18 protein-coding genes are annotated in these 16,206 nt (G+C 66.8%); 4 read left to right on the top strand and 14 right to left on the bottom strand.

The genetic code is table 11. The features are described from left to right. Positions 1-39 precede the first annotated feature (39 nt). From folP to ACSFB7_RS12360, 3 genes are read left to right on the top strand one after another with little or no spacing between them, the layout of a single operon-like run. Positions 40-855 (top strand): dihydropteroate synthase, encoded by an 816-nt coding sequence (gene folP / locus ACSFB7_RS12370; protein ID WP_435470430.1) that lies wholly within the window; start codon positions 40-42, stop codon positions 853-855. Continuing rightward, positions 852-2,189 (top strand): phosphoglucosamine mutase, encoded by a 1,338-nt coding sequence (gene glmM, locus ACSFB7_RS12365; protein WP_435470428.1) that lies wholly within the window; start codon positions 852-854, stop codon positions 2,187-2,189. The genes folP and glmM overlap by 4 nt, the downstream gene beginning before the upstream one ends. After that, positions 2,186-2,674, top strand: coding sequence for a GNAT family N-acetyltransferase (locus tag ACSFB7_RS12360; protein ID WP_435470426.1), 489 nt, complete (start codon positions 2,186-2,188; stop codon positions 2,672-2,674). The genes glmM and ACSFB7_RS12360 overlap by 4 nt, the downstream gene beginning before the upstream one ends. A gap of 80 nt (positions 2,675-2,754) precedes the next feature. Here the strand turns inward: ACSFB7_RS12360 and ACSFB7_RS12355 are convergent, their stop codons facing one another. From ACSFB7_RS12355 to lexA, 9 genes are all read right to left on the bottom strand, one after another. After that, positions 2,755-4,026, bottom strand: coding sequence for an acyl-CoA dehydrogenase family protein (locus ACSFB7_RS12355; RefSeq protein WP_187110580.1), 1,272 nt, complete (start codon positions 4,024-4,026; stop codon positions 2,755-2,757). 87 nt (positions 4,027-4,113) lie between these two features. After that, positions 4,114-5,220, bottom strand: coding sequence for a phosphotransferase (locus ACSFB7_RS12350; protein WP_435470424.1), 1,107 nt, complete (start codon positions 5,218-5,220; stop codon positions 4,114-4,116). Positions 5,221-5,229: 9 nt separating this feature from the next. Next, the gene (locus ACSFB7_RS12345) at positions 5,230-5,949 is read right to left on the bottom strand and encodes a Crp/Fnr family transcriptional regulator (RefSeq protein WP_435470422.1); all 720 of its coding nucleotides are present in this window, start codon (positions 5,947-5,949) and stop codon (positions 5,230-5,232) included. A gap of 61 nt (positions 5,950-6,010) precedes the next feature. Then, complete coding sequence (locus tag ACSFB7_RS12340) at positions 6,011-6,790, bottom strand: oxepin-CoA hydrolase, alternative type (RefSeq protein ID WP_435470420.1); 780 nt, start codon at positions 6,788-6,790, stop codon at positions 6,011-6,013. Between the two features lie 42 nt (positions 6,791-6,832). Beyond that, the gene (locus ACSFB7_RS12335) at positions 6,833-8,353 is read right to left on the bottom strand and encodes a 3-hydroxyacyl-CoA dehydrogenase (RefSeq protein WP_435470418.1); all 1,521 of its coding nucleotides are present in this window, start codon (positions 8,351-8,353) and stop codon (positions 6,833-6,835) included. Positions 8,354-8,466: 113 nt separating this feature from the next. Further along, positions 8,467-9,642, bottom strand: a complete 1,176-nt coding sequence (locus tag ACSFB7_RS12330) for an MFS transporter (RefSeq protein WP_435470416.1) — start codon at positions 9,640-9,642, stop codon at positions 8,467-8,469. A 4-nt stretch (positions 9,643-9,646) separates the two neighbouring features. After that, positions 9,647-10,654 (bottom strand): D-2-hydroxyacid dehydrogenase family protein, encoded by a 1,008-nt coding sequence (locus tag ACSFB7_RS12325; protein ID WP_124462567.1) that lies wholly within the window; start codon positions 10,652-10,654, stop codon positions 9,647-9,649. Positions 10,655-10,744: 90 nt separating this feature from the next. After that, entirely contained in the window at positions 10,745-11,125 is a 381-nt protein-coding gene (locus ACSFB7_RS12320; protein WP_435470414.1) for a hypothetical protein, read from the bottom strand. A 138-nt stretch (positions 11,126-11,263) separates the two neighbouring features. Beyond that, positions 11,264-11,947, bottom strand: a complete 684-nt coding sequence (lexA, locus tag ACSFB7_RS12315; protein ID WP_187110573.1) for a transcriptional repressor LexA — start codon at positions 11,945-11,947, stop codon at positions 11,264-11,266. Between the two features lie 73 nt (positions 11,948-12,020). Here lexA and ACSFB7_RS12310 point away from each other — a divergent pair, with 73 nt between their 5' ends. Continuing rightward, complete coding sequence (locus ACSFB7_RS12310) at positions 12,021-12,983, top strand: asparaginase (RefSeq protein WP_435470412.1); 963 nt, start codon at positions 12,021-12,023, stop codon at positions 12,981-12,983. 43 nt (positions 12,984-13,026) lie between these two features. Here ACSFB7_RS12310 and adk read toward each other — a convergent pair whose 3' ends face one another. From adk to ACSFB7_RS12285, 5 genes are all read right to left on the bottom strand, one after another. Continuing rightward, a complete protein-coding gene (gene adk, locus ACSFB7_RS12305; protein ID WP_435470410.1) occupies positions 13,027-13,683 on the bottom strand; it encodes an adenylate kinase in 657 nt (218 codons plus the stop codon). Between the two features lie 136 nt (positions 13,684-13,819). Next, the gene (gene kdsB, locus ACSFB7_RS12300; RefSeq protein WP_435470408.1) at positions 13,820-14,593 is read right to left on the bottom strand and encodes a 3-deoxy-manno-octulosonate cytidylyltransferase; all 774 of its coding nucleotides are present in this window, start codon (positions 14,591-14,593) and stop codon (positions 13,820-13,822) included. Further along, entirely contained in the window at positions 14,590-14,772 is a 183-nt protein-coding gene (locus ACSFB7_RS12295; protein WP_057596378.1) for a Trm112 family protein, read from the bottom strand. The genes kdsB and ACSFB7_RS12295 overlap by 4 nt, the downstream gene beginning before the upstream one ends. Continuing rightward, positions 14,753-15,778, bottom strand: a complete 1,026-nt coding sequence (lpxK, locus tag ACSFB7_RS12290) for a tetraacyldisaccharide 4'-kinase (protein WP_435470405.1) — start codon at positions 15,776-15,778, stop codon at positions 14,753-14,755. The genes ACSFB7_RS12295 and lpxK overlap by 20 nt, the downstream gene beginning before the upstream one ends. Beyond that, positions 15,779-16,204: an ExbD/TolR family protein gene (locus tag ACSFB7_RS12285; protein WP_410010807.1), complete on the bottom strand. Its 426-nt coding sequence runs from the start codon at positions 16,202-16,204 to the stop codon at positions 15,779-15,781. Between the last annotated feature and the right edge of the window lie 2 nt (positions 16,205-16,206).

The raw sequence follows: 16,206 nt of genomic DNA, 5'->3' as shown, positions 1-16,206 counted from the left end.
ACCTCGCGTTTCGCGATCGATCTTGCGCAGCCGCGTGTGATGGGCATCGTCAACGTCACGCCCGATTCCTTTTCCGACGGCGGTGCGCACGCGTCCACCGGCACCGCGCTTAAGCACTGCGAGCAGTTGCTGAAAGAGGGCGCGGACATTCTCGACATCGGCGGCGAATCGACCCGCCCCGGCAGTCCGGCTGTGCCGCTTGACGCCGAACTGGCGCGTGTGCTGCCCGTGGTGCGCGAGGCCGTGAAGCTGAACGTGCCGCTGTCCATCGACACCTACAAGCCCGAAGTCATGCGCGCCGTGCTCGACCTCGGCGCTGACATCGTCAACGACATCTGGGCGCTGCGCCAGTCGGGCGCGCTCGAAGCCGTCGCCGCTCATCCGTCATGCGGCATCTGCCTGATGCACATGCACCGCGATCCGCAGACCATGCAGGCCACGCCCATGGATGGCGACGTCATCCCCGAGGTGCTGTCGTTCTGGGCCGAGCAGGTGGCACGGCTTCGGGCACTGCGCATCGATCCTTCTCGCATCACGCTCGACCCGGGCGTCGGCTTCGGCAAGACCGTGGCGCAGAATTTCGCGCTGCTGGCGCGGCAGGGCGAACTGCTCGAAGGCGGCTATCCGCTGCTGCTGGGCTGGTCGCGCAAGTCGTCCATCGGCGCCGTCACCGGGATCGATGCGGCGAACGAGCGCATCGCGCCCAGCGTGGCTGCGGCGCTGCTTGCCGTCGAGCGCGGCGCGGCTGTGGTGCGCGTGCACGACGTGCGTGACACGGTCGCAGCCATCGCGGTATGGCGTGCCATGAGGGCGCAAGAGTCACAACAAACACAAGAACGAACACCATCACCATGACCCGCAAATATTTCGGCACCGACGGCATCCGTGGCACCGTCGGCCAGGCGCCCATCACACCCGACTTCGTGCTGCGCCTGGCGCATGCCGTGGGCCGCGTGCTCAAGAAAACCGAGGCCCGGCCTCGTGTGCTGATCGGCAAGGACACCCGCATTTCCGGCTACATGCTCGAATCGGCGCTCGAATCGGGCTTCAATTCGGCCGGTGTCGACGTGGTGCTGCTGGGCCCGCTGCCCACGCCCGGCGTGGCGTACCTCACGCGCGCCCAGCGCGCGAGCCTCGGTGTGGTGATCAGCGCGAGCCACAACGCTTTTCCCGACAACGGCATCAAGTTCTTCAGCGCGCAGGGCACCAAGCTCGACGACGCCTGGGAGCTGGCCGTCGAAGCCGCGCTGGAGGAAGCACCGGTGTGGGTGGACTCCGTCAACCTCGGCAAGGCCCGGCGCCTGGACGATGCGTCCGGCCGCTACATCGAGTTCTGCAAGAGCACCTTCGCCAACGACCTCTCGCTGCGCAACATGAAGCTCGTCGTCGATGGGGCGCATGGTGCGGCCTACCAGGTGGCGCCCAACGTGTTCCACGAACTGGGCGCGGAAGTCACCAGCATCGGCTGCGCCCCTGACGGGCTCAACATCAACAAGGGCTTCGGCGCGACGCATCCCGAAGCGCTGGTCGCCGCAGTGACGGCGCAGAAGGCCGACTACGGCATCGCACTCGATGGCGACGCCGACCGCCTGCAACTGGTCGATGCCAGCGGCCGCCTGTTCAATGGCGACGAGTTGCTTTACCTGATGGTGGCAGAGCGCATCGCGCGCGGTGAAAAGCCGGCAGGCGTGGTCGGCACGCTGATGACCAACAAGGCCGTCGAAGTGGCGTTGCGCGGACAGGGCATCGAGTTCGTGCGCGCCAAGGTCGGCGACCGCTACGTGCTCGAAGAGTTGGACAAGCGCGGCTGGCTGCTCGGCGGCGAAGGCTCGGGGCACTTGCTGGCGCTTGACCGCCACACCACGGGCGACGGCATCGTGAGCGCGCTGCAGGTGCTGCAGGCTTGCGTGCGCAGCGGCAAGACGGTGGCGCAACTGCTCGAAGGCGTCACGCTGTTCCCGCAGACCCTGATCAACGTGCGCCTTGCGCCCGGCCAGAACTGGAAGGACAACGAGGCGCTCGCCAGCGAAACGCAGCGCATCGAGGCCGAACTCGGCGATGCCGGCCGCGTGCTGATCCGTGCGAGCGGCACCGAGCCGCTGGTGCGCGTGATGGTCGAGGCGCGTGATGCAAAGCAGTCGCTGTCTTGCGCGCAGCGCCTCGCCGCAACGCTGGAGCCGGCGAAATGAGCAACAACATCGAAACCCTGGTGGCGAACTACCGCGATGCGGTGCAGGCAGCGGCCGTGGTCGACCTGCTCAACGCCTACGCGAGCGACCCCGCGGGCGGCGGCACACCGCTCGATACAGCCGTGCGCGACAAACTGCCTGCCGCACTGGCGGCACGCCCGCAAGCCTTCAGCGTACTGGCCTTCGACGGCGACACACCGGTGGGCCTCGTCAACTGCATCGAAGGCTTCTCGACCTTCGCCTGCCAGCCGCTGGTGAACGTGCACGACGTGGTCGTGCTGCCCAGCCATCGCGGCCAGCGCGTGGCGCAGAAGATGTTCGCGCAGGTGGAGCTGGAGGCGCGCAGGCGCGGTGCCTGCAAGCTCACGCTCGAAGTGCTGTCGGGCAACGCGCCCGCGCTGCGCACCTACGAGCGCGAAGGCTTCACCAACTACCAGCTCGATCCCGCCTTCGGCAGCGCGGTCTTCCTGCAGAAGAAGCTCTGAAAGCAAAAAGGGCCGAGGCGAGTTCATCGCCGTCGGCCCTCACCTCAACCCTCTCCGCGAGGGAGAGGGGGTAAGACAGATCAGAAGCGGGTGACAGGCATGTCGGCTTCGGTCTTGTCGGCCGAGTAGCGGCCCAGCTCCCACTTGGCAATCGCGTTGCGGTGCACTTCGTCCGGGCCGTCCGCAAAGCGCAGCGTGCGCGCGTGGGCATAGGCGTTGGCCAGCGGGAAGTCATCACACATGCCGCCACCACCGTGGACCTGCATGGCCCAGTCGATCACCTGGCAGGCCATGGTCGGTGCCACCACCTTGATCATCGCGATCTCGTTCTTGGCGACCTTGTTGCCGGCCACGTCCATCAGCCATGCGGCCTTGAGCGTGAGCAGGCGCGCCATGTCGATCTTGCAGCGCGCTTCGGCAATGCGTTCCTGGGTCACGGTCTGCGAGGCGACGGTCTTGCCGAAGGCCACGCGCGACGAGGCGCGCTTGCACATCAGCTCCAACGCGCGCTCGGCCAGGCCGATCAGGCGCATGCAGTGGTGGATGCGTCCGGGGCCAAGGCGACCTTGGGCGATCTCGAAGCCGCGGCCTTCGCCGAGCAGGATGTTGCCCACCGGCACGCGTACGTTCTCGAAGTACATCTCGACGTGGCCGTGCGGCGCGTCGTCGTAGCCCATCACGTTCAGCGGGCGCACGATGCGGATGCCCTTGGCGTCCGCCGGCACGATGACCATGCTCTGCTGCGAATGGCGGGGCGCATCGGGGTCGGTCTTGCCCATGGTGATGTACACCGCGCAGCGCGGATCGGCCGCGCCGGAAATCCACCACTTGTGGCCGTTGATCACGTACTCGTCGCCCTGGCGTTCGATGCGCGTCGAGATGTTGGTGGCGTCGCTCGAGGCCACTTCGGGCTCGGTCATCGCGAAGGCCGAGCGGATCTGGCCTTCGAGCAGCGGCTTGAGCCAGCGCGCCTTGATCTCTTCCGAGCCGTAGCGCGCGATGGTTTCCATGTTGCCGGTGTCGGGCGCCGAGCAATTGAAAGCTTCACTCGCCCACGGCACCGCACCCATGATCTCGGCCAGTGGTGCGTATTCCTGGTTGGTCAGGCCCGCACCGGCATAGCCGGAGGCCGAGGCGCTGTCGACCGGCAGGAACAGGTTCCACAGGCCCTGGGCCTTGGCCTTGTCCTTGACCTTCTCGACCGTCTTCAGCGCGGTCCAGCGCTTGCCCGCGACCGTGTTGGCGGCCAGCTCGGCGCTGTACTCGGCTTCGGCCGGGTAGATGTTTTCATCCATGAACGCCTTGACGCGTTTCTGCAGATCTTTGGTTTTGGCCGAGTATTCGAAATCCATCTTCGTCTCCTGGTGGGTGTAGGGGGCTGGTTTACTGAGTAACCTTCGCCTTCGGCTGCGGTATTCGCCTTGGGGCGGCCCTGCGGCTCATGCCTTTTGGGCAAACTGCCAGGCCATGTCGGCCATCGGACGCGCGCCGCGGGCCGAAGCCACAGCTTGCTCGCTCGATGCGGTACCGGCCTCGACCCGCTTGGCAATGCCTTGCAGGATCGCGGCCATGCGAAACAGGTTGTAGGCCTGGTAGAAATTCCAGTCGGGCGCCAGCGCCTCGGGCGTGCTGATGCGCGTGCGCTCGCAATAGCGGCGGATGTATTCGCTCTCGGTGGGAATGCCCAGCGAGGCGACGTCCACGCCGCCGATGCCGCGCCCCGTGGTGGGCGGCATGTGCCACGACATGCAGTGGTAGCTGAAGTCGGCCAGCGGATGGCCCAGCGTGGAAAGCTCCCAGTCGAGCACCGCGATGATGCGCGGCTCGGTGGCGTGGAACATCACGTTGTCCAGGCGGTAGTCGCCATGGACGATCGACACCTTGCTTTCGTCGCGTGCGCTGGCCGGCATGTGGGCGGGCAGCCAGTCGATCAGCCGCTCCATCGCCTCGATGGGCTGCGACAGCTCGCCGGCGCCATCCGCCGAGGCCTTGTACTGCTTGCTCCAGCGACCGATCTGGCGCTCGAAGTAGTTGCCGGGCTTGCCGTAGTCGGCCAGGCCGCGGGCGGCGAAGTCGACGGTGTGCAGCGCCGAGATCACGCGGTTCATCTCGTCGTAGTAGGCGGCGCGCTCGGCATTGCTCATGCCGGGCAGCGACTGGTCCCACAGCACGCGGCCCTGCATGAACTCCATCACGTAGAAGGCGCGGCCGATGATGGCTTCGTCTTCGCACAGGCAGTGCATGTGCGGCACCGGCACGTCGGTGCCGGCAAGGCCACGCATGACCTTGAATTCGCGTTCGACCGCATGGGCCGAGGGCAGCAGCTTGGCGACCGGGCCCGGCTTGGCGCGCATCACGTAGCTCTGCGAAGGCGTGACCAGCTTGTAGGTCGGGTTCGACTGCCCGCCCTTGAACATCTCGACCGTCAGCGGTCCCTTGAAACCATCGAGATTTTTTTCGAGCCAGGCGGAGAGCGCATCGACGTCGAAAGCGTGCTGTTGCGAAACGGCGCGGGTGCCGATGAAGTTGGAGAAGTCCTGGCTCATTTCAGTTTTCTAGCTTTCTGCTTCCGAGACGCGCATCAAGGCCGAGCGGTCGAGCACGACCAAGCCTGCCGGCTCGATGCGGATGGTGCCCTCGCGCTCCATGGTCTTGAGTTCCTGGTTGACCCGCTGGCGCGACGCGCCCAGCAGTTGCGCGAGTTCTTCCTGCGCGAGCTGCAGGCCGATACGCGTCTGGCTGCCGTCTTCCAGATTGGGCACGCCGTAGCTGCGCACGAGGTGAATGAGCTGCTTGGCCAGCCGTGCCCGCAGGGGCAGGGTGTTGAGGTCTTCCACCAGGCCGAACAGCGTGCGGATGCGGCGCGCCTGCAGCCGCATCAGGGCTTCGTACAGCTCGATGTGCGACGCCAGAATTTTCTGGAAGTCGGCCCGCGCCACGCAGAGAACGGTGGTTTCGCCGTGCGCATAGGTGTCGTGCGTGCGTCGCTCCCCGTCGAACATCGACACGTCGCCGAACCAGATGCCCGGCTCGACATAGGTCAGCGTCACCTGCTTGCCCGAGACGGACGTCGAGCTCACGCGCACCGCACCCTTGGCACAGGCGATCCAGCGTTCGGGCGGATCGCCACGGGCGGCCATCAGGTCGCCGTCTTTGTAGCGTTGAACAAAAGAGCATCGAAGGATGTCGTGCCGTAGCGATGGAGATAGGGAAGAAAACCAGCGACCACTGTTGATCGCTTCACGTTCTTCGATGGTAAGAATGGGGTCGTCCATTGGTCTGTCCTCTCGGCGACTGAAAAGCTGAAGGGTGTCACGGGAGCGACGCCGTCAGGCGTTACTCGTATTGCGGCGGTTTCTTGTCGAGGAACGCGGCGATGCCGATGCCCGCGTTCGCATGGTGCAGGTTGCGCACGAAATGGTCGCGCTCCTGCGAGAGCTGAGAGGCCAGCGTGGCGCCGTGCGCCTCGCTCAGCAGCTCCTTGATGCTGGCCAGCGAGTTCGGCGCGCGTGCGTTGAGCTTGCCGGCAAGCGCCAGCGCGCCCGCAAGCGCCTGGCCGTTTTCGGTCAGCTCGTTCACCAGCCCGAGCGCATGCAGGCGCGGTGCGCCGATGCGCTCGCCGTTCATGAGCCATTCGCTGGCCAACTGGCGCGGCAACTGCTGCCCCAGGTGCCAGCTGAGGCCTCCGTCGGGCGACAGCGCCACGTTGCTGTACGAGGCCGCAAAGACCGCGTCGCGCGCGGCCACCACGAAGTCGCAGGCCAGCGCGAGCGAGAAGCCCGCGCCCGCCGCCGCGCCTTCGACCGCCGCGATGATCGGCTTGGGAAAGGTGCGGATCGAGTCGATCCAGTTGTGCAGGCCCTCGATGCTCTCGGCCTGTACCGAGCGATCGAGCTGGCGGTTGGCCAGCAGCCGCTGCAGCGAGCCGCCGGCGCAGAACCATGCGCCTTCGCCCACGATGACGACGCTGCGGATCTCGGCGCTGCCCTCGGCGCCATTCAGCGCCTCGATGCCGGCGGCGTAGATCTCGGGGCCCAGCGCATTGCGCTGGGTCGGGTTGGCGATGGTCAGCACCATGGTGCTGCCTTCGCTGGTGCTCTTGAGTTCGGCGGTCATCGCTGTGTCGCGTTTCCAGTCGGTCGGTTGTTGGTTTCTTATTTATTCTTCTTCGTGCAGCAGGCTCAGGCCCAGCGCGCCACGGCGGCGCAGCCACGGGCTCGGGCGATAGCGCGGATCGCCGTACACGGTCTGCAGGTTGAACAGCACTTCGAGCATGTTGGTCGGACCGTAGAGGTTGCCCATGGCCAGCGGGCCGCGCGGATAGCCCAGGCCCAGTTGCACCGCGGTTTCGAGGTCGGCCGGCGAGCACACGCGCTGCTGGCACATGTCGGTGGCGATGTTGACGATGGTGCCGATCACGCGCTGCGTGACGAAGCCGCCGCTGTCGCGGATCACGCTGACCGCCTTGCCGTCGCGTGCGAAGAGGGCGTGCGCGGCATCGCGGATGTCGCGGCGCGTGGCGGGGTTGGTGGCGAGCACGCGGCGCTTGGTGGCGGCGTCGTCGATCAGCATGTCGATGCCGATGGTGCGCGTGGCGTCCAGCCGTTCGACGGCGGCGACGGTGGTCACGTCGAAGCCCAGCGGCGCGACCAGGACCAGCGAATGCGGCGCGGCGGCGGCGCCGCTGTCGATCTGCGCGCCGAGCGTGTTGACCAGGCGCAGCAGTTCGGCACGGCGTGCGGCGCGCGGCGACACCCACACCGAAGGCGTGCCCTCGACCACGGGCGCCGGCGCCTCGGGCGTCTGCTGCATCACGCCGTCGGTGTAGCGGTAGAAGCCTTCACCGGTCTTGCGGCCCAGTGCGCCGGCCGCCAGGCGCTGCGCGGTGATCACGCTCGGGCGAAAGCGCGGTTCCTCGAAGTACTGGTGGTAGATCGACTCCATCACCGGATGCGACACGTCGAGCGCCGTCAGGTCCAGCAACTCGAAGGGGCCGAGGCGAAAGCCTGCCTGGTCTTTCAGGATGCGATCGACGGTCGCGAAGTCGGCCACGCCTTCGCTGACGATGCGCAGCGCCTCGGTGCCGTAGCCACGGCCTGCGTGGTTGACGATGAAGCCGGGCGTGTCTTGCGCTTGCACGGCGCTGTGGCCCATCTGGGTGGCGTAGCCGGCGAGTTGCTTGCAGACCTCGGGCGCGGTCTTGAAGCCCGCGACCACCTCGACCACCTTCATGAGCGGCACGGGGTTGAAGAAGTGAAAGCCCGCGATGCGTTCGGGACGCGCCAGCCCGGCTGCGATGGCCGTGACCGAGAGCGACGAGGTGTTGGTGACCAGCGTGGCCGTCGGGGCCACCACGGCTTCGAGTTCGCGGAACAGCTTGCGCTTGACTTCGAGGTCTTCGATCACGGCCTCGATGACCAGATCGCAGCCGGCCAGGGCCTGGATGGAGTCGACCGCCTTGACGCGGGCAATCTGGGCATCGCGCGCAGCGGCGTCGATCTTGCCCTTCTCTTGCAGCTTGTTCCATTGGGCGACGAGGGCTTCGCGGCCGCGCTCGGCGGCGCCGGCAAAGCTGTCGAGCAGCAGCACCTCGCTGCCCGCCTGGGCGGCGATCTGAGCGATGCCGCGACCCATGGCGCCGGCGCCGATCACGCCGATTCGGGTGTAGTTCACTGTCATTGGATGAAGATTTTCGCTGGTTGAGTGGTATCCGGGCCGCAGCGCCGAGAGGGGGCGAGGCGCGGCGGCAAGCTCCGATTTTGCAATCCCGCGCGGGCAGGGCGTGACGGGTTTTACGCGGAGGCGCGATTCAGGGCCGAACGCTGGCTGCGGTCGATGGCCGCGCTGAGGGCGATGGCGACCAGCAGCAGCGCAAAACCGACCCAGCTCATCCATGCCGCCGCGTCGTTGGCCAGCAGCCAGCCGCCCAGGGCCGCGCCCACCGCCTGGCCGGTATAGATGCCCGAACTGTTCAATGCCACGGAGCCCGGCGCGAGAGCGGGCGCCAGGCCCACCAGACGGGCCTGCTGGGCCGAGTTGGCGGCAAAGCAGCCCAGACCCCAGGGAATCAGCACCACGGCCAGCCAGGCGAGCGTGGAAGCCAGCGGCCACAGCAACAGGCTCAGTGCAATCAGCACCGTCGTGACCAGCACCATGCGCCCGGCGCCGATGCGGTCGATGAAGCGGCTGACCACCATGTTGCCCACCAGCCCGCAGGCGCCGAACAGGGCCCACATCACGCTCAGCGTGGTGGCATCGGCACCGAAGCTCTGCTTGAGGATCGGGCCGAAATAGCTGAAGAGCACGAACTGGCCCGCGCCCTGCAGCGCGGTGACCGAGACGATGCCCATCAGCACCGGGCTGCGCAGCACGCGCGACCACGCTGCCGCCGTCAGCGCGGCCGGGCGAATGCCTTGGGGAAGGGTGAGCCAGATCGACGCGGCGCTCACGACACTCAGCGCCGCAATCGCCATGAAGGCCATCCGCCAGCCCAGGTGGCCGCCGATCAGCGCGCCGATGGGCAGGCCCAGCACCGAGGCCATCGACCAGCCCAGGAAGACGAAGGTCACGGCCCGCCCGCGCTGGTCGGGCGGCACGAGCATGCCGGCGCAGGCGGCGGCCTGCGGCGTGAAGATCGCGGGGGCGATCACCGTGAGCATGCGCATCGGCAACAAGGTGCCGAAGCTCGGCATCAGCGCCGACAGGGCGTGTCCTGCGGCGTACCAGAGCAGGGTCAGGGCCAGCAACTGCCGGCGGTCCCAGCCTGCGACTGCAGCAGCCAGCAGCGGCGCGCCGATGCACATCACCGCCGCGGCGGCTGCGATCAGTTGGCCCGCGGTTGCGGCACTGACGGCGAGCGATGTGCTGATTTCATTGAGCGTGCCGGGCACGACCATCACGCCCGTGCCGATCACGAAGTTGCCGGCCAGCAGCGCCCAGAGGGCGCCCCGTGGCGCAGGCCGGCTCATGATTTCACCGCCGAACCTGCAGCGCGCCTGGATTCACGATGTTCGTGGGGTTGCCGTTGATGTAGCTCACGACGTTGTCGAAAGCCTGGCCGAAATAGCTCTCGTAGCTTTCCTGCTCGACATAGCCGATGTGCGGCGTGCAGATGCAGTTTTCCAGGCGCAGCAGGGCGTGGCCCTGCAGCGGCGGCTCGCTCTCGAACACGTCGATGGCGGCCAGCCCCGGGCGGCCGCGATTGAGCGCGGCAAGCAGGGCGTCGGCTTCGACCAGTTCGGCGCGGGAGGTGTTGACGAACAGCGCCGTCGGCTTCATGCGCGAGAGGTCTTCCAGCGTGATGAGTCCGTTGGTTTCTTCGTTCAGCCGCAGGTGCACCGACAGCACGTCGGCCTGGGCAAAGAATTCGTGGCGGTTCTGCGCCACCTGGAAGCCGTCGGATCGGGCCTTGGCGCAACTCGCTTCGCGGCCCCAGATCACGACCTGCATGCCGAAAGCCTGCCCATAGCGCGCGACCAGTTGGCCGATGCGGCCGTAGCCCCAGATGCAGAGCGTCTTGCCCTTGAGCACCGAGCCCAGCCCGAAGTTGGGCGGCATCGAGGCCGACTTGAGCCCCGATTGCTGCCACGCCCCGTGCTTGAGGTTGCTGATGTACTGCGGCAGCCGGCGCATGGCGGCCATGATCAGCGCCCATGTGAGCTCTGCAGGCGCCTGGGGAGAGCCAGTACCCTCGGCCACCGCAACGCCCCGCTCGGTGCAGGCCGTGACGTCGATGTGGCCGCCGACCCGACCGGTCTGCGAAATGAGCTTGAGCTTGGGCAGTTTTTCGATCAGCTGGCGCGAGATTTGGCTGCGCTCGCGGATCAGCACGATCACGTCGGCATCCTTGAGGCGAACCGACAGTTGCCCGATGCCCTTGACCGTGTTGGTATAGACCTTGGCCGCGTACGCGTCCAGCTTGGCGGCACAGCGCAATTTGCGCACGGCGTCCTGGTAGTCGTCGAGGATCACAATGTTCATGGCGTGCCATTGTGCCTCGCAGCATTGGGATGTCGCGCGTGTGAACGTTTGGATACCCGCCCCCGAAGGGGCTCGCAGGGGCGTTTGGGCTCAGTGCAGGCGTGTGGAGCGGGGCACCGTGCTCATGGTTTCCGCAGTCTCGAGCGCCGCGAGGCGGTCGAGTTCCGCGCACACGTCGGCCATGCGGCCGGAGATGACGACGCGGTTGCTGGTGCGTTGCGAGCCTTGCCGGTCGACCACGCGAACCACGCGCAATGGGCGCGCTGGTGCGGCGGCTGCCGTTGCCGACGCGGCGGCGTTGCCGGACCGGGTGGTGCAGGCGGGGCGCACCGCGACATAGCGCAGCCCCGCCGAGCTTTCGCTGTGATCGAGCGGGTCCCGGCGATGAGGGCGGCGAGCGGGCATCAGGCGGCTTGCGAGCGATTGCAGCGGCATCCAGAAATCAGCGATGGCGAGGAGGGCGATTCCCATGTGAACTCCAAAAAAATATGAGGTTGAACACAGGCAGGATTTCTTGAATCGGCCGCGACAGGGTGATGGCGACTTTGCGCCATACGCCCGCCACCTGTTGCGGCCGGATGAGGTGCTGCTGCGAGCAGGCCGCGCGGCCTACATCAGCATGGTGTTGCGGATGAGTCCGACGGCGAGGCCTTCGATTTCGAAAGGCTCGCCGGGCTGCACGATGATGGTCGGGTAGTCGGGGTTTTCGGCGTGCAGCTCGATCACCAGCTTGTTGCGCTTCAGGCGCTTGACCGTGACTTCGTCGCCAAGGCGCGCCACCACGATCTGGCCGTTGCGCGCTTCCTTGGTGGCCTGCACGGCGAGCAGGTCGCCGTCCATGATGCCGGCGTCGCGCATCGACATGCCGCGCACCTTGAGCAGGTAGTCGGGCTGGCGCTGGAACAGCGTGTTCTCGACGTAGTAGGTCTGGTCGATGTGCTCTTGCGCCAGGATGGGCGAGCCGGCTGCGACGCGGCCGATGAGCGGCAGCGCCAATTGCGCCATGCCGGGCAGCGAGAGCGAGAACTGGCCGCCTTCGCGATGGCGTGTTTCGTTGAGCGAACGCAATGCGTCGCCCTTGAGGCGGATGCCGCGCGAGGTGCCGCTGACGAGTTCGATCACGCCCTTGCGGGCGAGTGCCTGCAGGTGTTCTTCGGCGGCGTTGGCCGACTTGAACCCCAGCTCGTTGGCGATTTCGGCGCGCGTTGGCGGCGCACCGGTACGAGCGATGGCGCTCTGGATCAAGTCCAGGATCTGCTGCTGGCGGGCTGTAAGCTTCACGGCGAACTGCATATGTGGTTCCTTGCGGCACTGGCTATTTATCCAGTGCCTGTATTTTTAACCAGTTTTTAGAAGTTGACAAGCCATGGCCAATTCCCCTTTGCCCGAGTTGCGTCGCGTGGTGGTTCTGGGCACCGGCGGCACCATTGCCGGCCGGGCCGCCAGCAGTGGCGACAACATCGGCTACACCGCCGGACAGGTGGGGGTGGCCGATCTGCTGGGAGGCATCGAGGCGCCGGAGGGTGTGACGCTGGTGGCGGAGCAGGTGGCGCAGCTCGACAGCAAGGACATGTCGTTCGACATCTGGCAGAAGCTGGCGCAGCGCTGCGTGCATTGGCTGGCGCAGCCCGATGTGGCCGGCGTGGTGATCACGCATGGCACCGACACGCTGGAAGAAACGGCGTTCTTCCTGCATTCGGTGCTTGCGTCGGCCAAGCCCGTGGTGCTGACCTGCGCGATGCGTCCGGCCACTGCCTTGGCGCCGGACGGCCCGCAGAACGTGCGTGACGCCATCGTGGTGGCGGCAACGGCTGGTGCGCAAGGTGTGACGGTGGTTTGCGCCGGCACGGTCCACAGTGGTGTGGACATTCAGAAGGTGCACACCTACCGGCTCGATGCCTTCGCCTCAGGCGATGCCGGCCCGATCGGATATGTGGAAGAGGGCGCGGTGCGGCGTGTCAGGGCATGGCCTGAAGGTGCTGTACCCGGGGGCTCGAAAGCCCTGGACGCCGTGGGTCAGTGGCCCCGCGTCGAGATCGTCATGAGCCACGCCGGCGCAAGCGGTGCGCTCGTCGATGCGCTGCTGCAGGCGGGTGGCGCCGAGCCTGTGCGTGGACTGGTTCTGGCCGCGACCGGCAATGGCACGCTGCACCATGCGTTGGAAGCGGCAGCGCTCAAGGCGCAAGACAGTGGTGTTGCAGTGCTACGCGCCACGCGATGCGCCAACGGACGCATCCTGCCCAGGCCGGACGACCGGCTGCGCGATGCCGGCGCGCTCACGCCCGTGAAGGCGCGCATCGCGCTGATGCTGGAATTGCTGGGGAAATAAAAACCGCCGTCTCGACTTGTCGAGGGGCGGCTGGAAAGTCAGATCAACTGCTCAGTGCAGCCAGTGCACGTTGCGTGATTTCATCGACCGTGCCCACGCCCTTGATGGCGCGGTATTTCGGCGCGGCGGCCGGATCGGTCTTGGCCCAGGCCGAGTAATAGTCAACCAGCGGGCGCGTCTGCTGGCTGTAGACGTCGAGCCGCTTGCGCACGGTTTCTTCCTTGTCGTCCTCGCGCTGGATCAGCTCTTCGCCGGTCACATCGTCCTTGCCCTCGACCTTGGGCGGATTGAACTTGACGTGGTAGGTGCGGCCCGAGGCAGGGTGCGAGCGGCGACCGCTCATGCGTTCGATGATGTCGCCGAAAGGCACATCGATTTCAAGCACGTAGTCGAGCTTGACGGCTGCCGCCTTCATGGCGTCGGCCTGCGGAATGGTGCGCGGGAAACCGTCGAACAGAAAGCCACTGGCGCAATCGGCCTGTGCAATGCGTTCTTTCACGAGATTGATGATCAGGTCGTCGCTGACCAGCGCACCGGCGTCCATCACGGCCTTGGCTTGCAGCCCCAGCGGCGTGCCGGCCTTGACGGCGGCGCGCAGCATGTCGCCGGTCGAGATTTGAGGGATGCTGTATTTCTGGCAGATGAAGGCCGCTTGCGTGCCTTTGCCCGCTCCGGGCGCGCCCAGCAAAATTAGTCTCATGGTGTCCTCGGACGGTTCTTAGATTTTGTGTCGCGCCGAGCGTCGGCCCGAAGGCTGGGCAAGGCGGAATTGCATCGAGGATAGCACGCGTGCCAGTGAGGATTTTCCCTTGTCTTCACTCGGGCGACACCTCGCCTCAGGGGCCGGTTTTCGCTGCGAAGACCGCGCGCACGCGCGCCAGGTCTTCGGGGGTGTCGATGCCCGGTCCGGGGGCAACGTGGCTCACATGCACCGCAATGCGATGCCCATGCCACAGCGCGCGCAACTGCTCGAGCGCTTCGGTCGCTTCGACGGGAGACGGTGGCAGCGACGGAAACTTGCGCACGAAGCCCGCGCGATAGCCGTAGATGCCGATGTGGCGTAGGGGGGCGGGCGTCGGCAGCACGGTCGGCGCCGCACCGTTGGCGGAGCCATCGCGCCACCAGGGAATCGGCGCACGGCTGAAGTAAAGGGCGTGGCCCTGCGCGTCGAGCACGGCCTTCACCACGTTCGGGTTCATGAAGTCGCCGATCGAATCGATCTCGTGGGCCGCGGTGCTCATTGCGGCTTGCGGATGAGCCGCCAGCTCGGCCGCCACGGCGTCGATCAGGGCGGGGTCGATCAGTGGCTCGTCGCCCTGGACGTTGACGACGATGTCGTCACCGTCCAGGCCCAGTTGCTCGCAGGCTTCTGCCAACCGGTCGGTGCCGCTGGGGTGATCCTGGCGCGTCAGGATGGCTTCGACACCATGCGCTTCACACGCCGAAATGATGGATGCATCGTCCCCGGCGACGACCACGCGCGCGGCACCCGATTCACTGGCGCGCTGGGCCACACGCACCACCATGGGCACGCCGGCGATGTCGGCAAGGGGTTTGTTGGGCAGCCGTGTCGACGCCAGTCGCGCCGGCACAAGGACGGTGAAGCTCACAGCCCCAGCTCGTCGTCGGACAGCGTGCGGGCTTCGTTCTCGAGCAGCACCGGGATGCCGTCGCGCACCGGATAGGCCAGACGCGCACTGCGCGAGCACAGCTCCTGCTTCTCGGGGTTCCAGGTCAAAGGGCCCTTGGTGACAGGGCAGACGAGCAGTTCAAGCAGCTTGGTATCCATCGAGCGATGATAACTTTGCGTCGAGCGCGGTGAAGAATTCCGGGGAGGGGGCGAAGTGCAGCGGCACGGCCAGTGCGTCGGGTGCCTGGCGCCACAACTTGACCGCATCTTTTTCGGTGCAGACAAGGGTGTGGGTGGTGTTGAGGGGGCGCTGCCAACCGTCGAAATCATGGTGATCGGGCAGTGCGATGGTCTCGGCGAGCGTCAGGCCGCGCGCGCGCAGCATCTCGAAGAACGCCTCGGGTCGTGCAATGGCCGCCAGCGCGGTCACCGCCTGGCCTTCGAGGGTCTGCAGGGGCACGTGCTCTCCGCCGCTGGTCAAGGCGTCTGCTGCAAGGCTGCGGGTGGCGGTGTAGCCGCCGGCGAATGCGGGCCGCTCGCCACTGTGCAGCACGAGGTCGCAGCGACGCGGCCAGGCCTCGCGCAAGGGGCCCGCGGGCAGCCGCCAGCCGTTGCCGATGCCACGGTCGTCGAACACGCAGATCTCGATATCGCGTCCCAGCGCCAGATGCTGCAGGCCGTCGTCGCTGACGATGACCTGTGTGGCCGGATGCCGGGCCAGCAGGGCGCGTGCGGCTTCGATGCGCTGCCGCGCGACGAAGACCGGCGCGTTCGTGGCATGGCGGATCAGTGCGGGTTCATCGCCGACGTCGCGCGGATCGCTGTCGCCGAGCACCTCGCGGCAGTCGTCGGTGCGGCGCCCGTAGCCGCGCGACACCACGCCGACTTGCAACCCTCGCGCCTGGAGATGCCGAACGACGGCCATCACGACGGGGGTCTTGCCTGCGCCGCCGGCAATCACGTTGCCCACGACGATCACGGGCACCGGCACACGCTCGGTCCGAAGCCACCCCAGGCGATAAAGCCAGCCCCGCACAGCAAAGAGTGCGGCGTACAGCAGCGACAGCGGCCAGAGCAGGCAGGCCAGCGGCCCGCGATGCAGCCAGGCGTCCTGCAGCCGCGAGCCCGACGAGCCGATGCTGCTGCTGCGACCTTCTGAAGGCACTCAGTGCCCGGCTTGCGCCGTCGACTGGGCCGCGAAGGTGATCTGCATCAGGCCGACGCGGCGAGCCGCTTCCATCACTGTGATGACGGCCTGGTGCGGGCTGCTTGCGTCGGCGCTGATGATCACCACGCTGTCCTTGCCGCCGGTGGCTGCGGCGGCGAGCGCTGCGGCCACGGTTTCCACATTGCGGTCCGCCACCGCGGCCTTGTTGACCGAATAACGGCCATCGGCCGAGACCGTCACGATCACTTCCTTGGGGTAGTCGCGCTGCGCGTCGACGTCCGCCGTCGGCAGCCGCAGCTGCATCTCGGTGAACTTGCTGTAGGTGGTCGACAGCATCAGGAAGATCAGCACGACCAGCAGCACGTCGATGAACGGGATCAGGTTGATCTCGGGCTCATCGCGTGAGCCATGCCGAAACTGCATGC

Origin of the sequence: Variovorax raffinosi (assembly GCF_051216615.1) — a bacterium.
Classification (GTDB): Bacteria; Pseudomonadota; Gammaproteobacteria; order Burkholderiales; family Burkholderiaceae_C; genus Variovorax.
This window is presented reverse-complemented; position numbering and strand designations above follow the sequence as displayed.

Coding starts and splice junctions, on each gene's coding strand:
- folP (WP_435470430.1), top strand. CDS start 40: ATGGGCATCGTCAACGTCACGCCCGATTCCTTTTCCGACGGCGGTGCG.
- glmM (WP_435470428.1), top strand. CDS start 852: ATGACCCGCAAATATTTCGGCACCGACGGCATCCGTGGCACCGTCGGC.
- ACSFB7_RS12360 (WP_435470426.1), top strand. CDS start 2,186: ATGAGCAACAACATCGAAACCCTGGTGGCGAACTACCGCGATGCGGTG.
- ACSFB7_RS12355 (WP_187110580.1), bottom strand. CDS start 4,026: ATGGATTTCGAATACTCGGCCAAAACCAAAGATCTGCAGAAACGCGTC.
- ACSFB7_RS12350 (WP_435470424.1), bottom strand. CDS start 5,220: ATGAGCCAGGACTTCTCCAACTTCATCGGCACCCGCGCCGTTTCGCAA.
- ACSFB7_RS12345 (WP_435470422.1), bottom strand. CDS start 5,949: ATGGACGACCCCATTCTTACCATCGAAGAACGTGAAGCGATCAACAGT.
- ACSFB7_RS12340 (WP_435470420.1), bottom strand. CDS start 6,790: ATGACCGCCGAACTCAAGAGCACCAGCGAAGGCAGCACCATGGTGCTG.
- ACSFB7_RS12335 (WP_435470418.1), bottom strand. CDS start 8,353: ATGACAGTGAACTACACCCGAATCGGCGTGATCGGCGCCGGCGCCATG.
- ACSFB7_RS12330 (WP_435470416.1), bottom strand. CDS start 9,642: ATGAGCCGGCCTGCGCCACGGGGCGCCCTCTGGGCGCTGCTGGCCGGC.
- ACSFB7_RS12325 (WP_124462567.1), bottom strand. CDS start 10,654: ATGAACATTGTGATCCTCGACGACTACCAGGACGCCGTGCGCAAATTG.
- ACSFB7_RS12320 (WP_435470414.1), bottom strand. CDS start 11,125: ATGGGAATCGCCCTCCTCGCCATCGCTGATTTCTGGATGCCGCTGCAA.
- lexA (WP_187110573.1), bottom strand. CDS start 11,947: ATGCAGTTCGCCGTGAAGCTTACAGCCCGCCAGCAGCAGATCCTGGAC.
- ACSFB7_RS12310 (WP_435470412.1), top strand. CDS start 12,021: ATGGCCAATTCCCCTTTGCCCGAGTTGCGTCGCGTGGTGGTTCTGGGC.
- adk (WP_435470410.1), bottom strand. CDS start 13,683: ATGAGACTAATTTTGCTGGGCGCGCCCGGAGCGGGCAAAGGCACGCAA.
- ACSFB7_RS12295 (WP_057596378.1), bottom strand. CDS start 14,772: ATGGATACCAAGCTGCTTGAACTGCTCGTCTGCCCTGTCACCAAGGGC.
- ACSFB7_RS12285 (WP_410010807.1), bottom strand. CDS start 16,204: ATGCAGTTTCGGCATGGCTCACGCGATGAGCCCGAGATCAACCTGATC.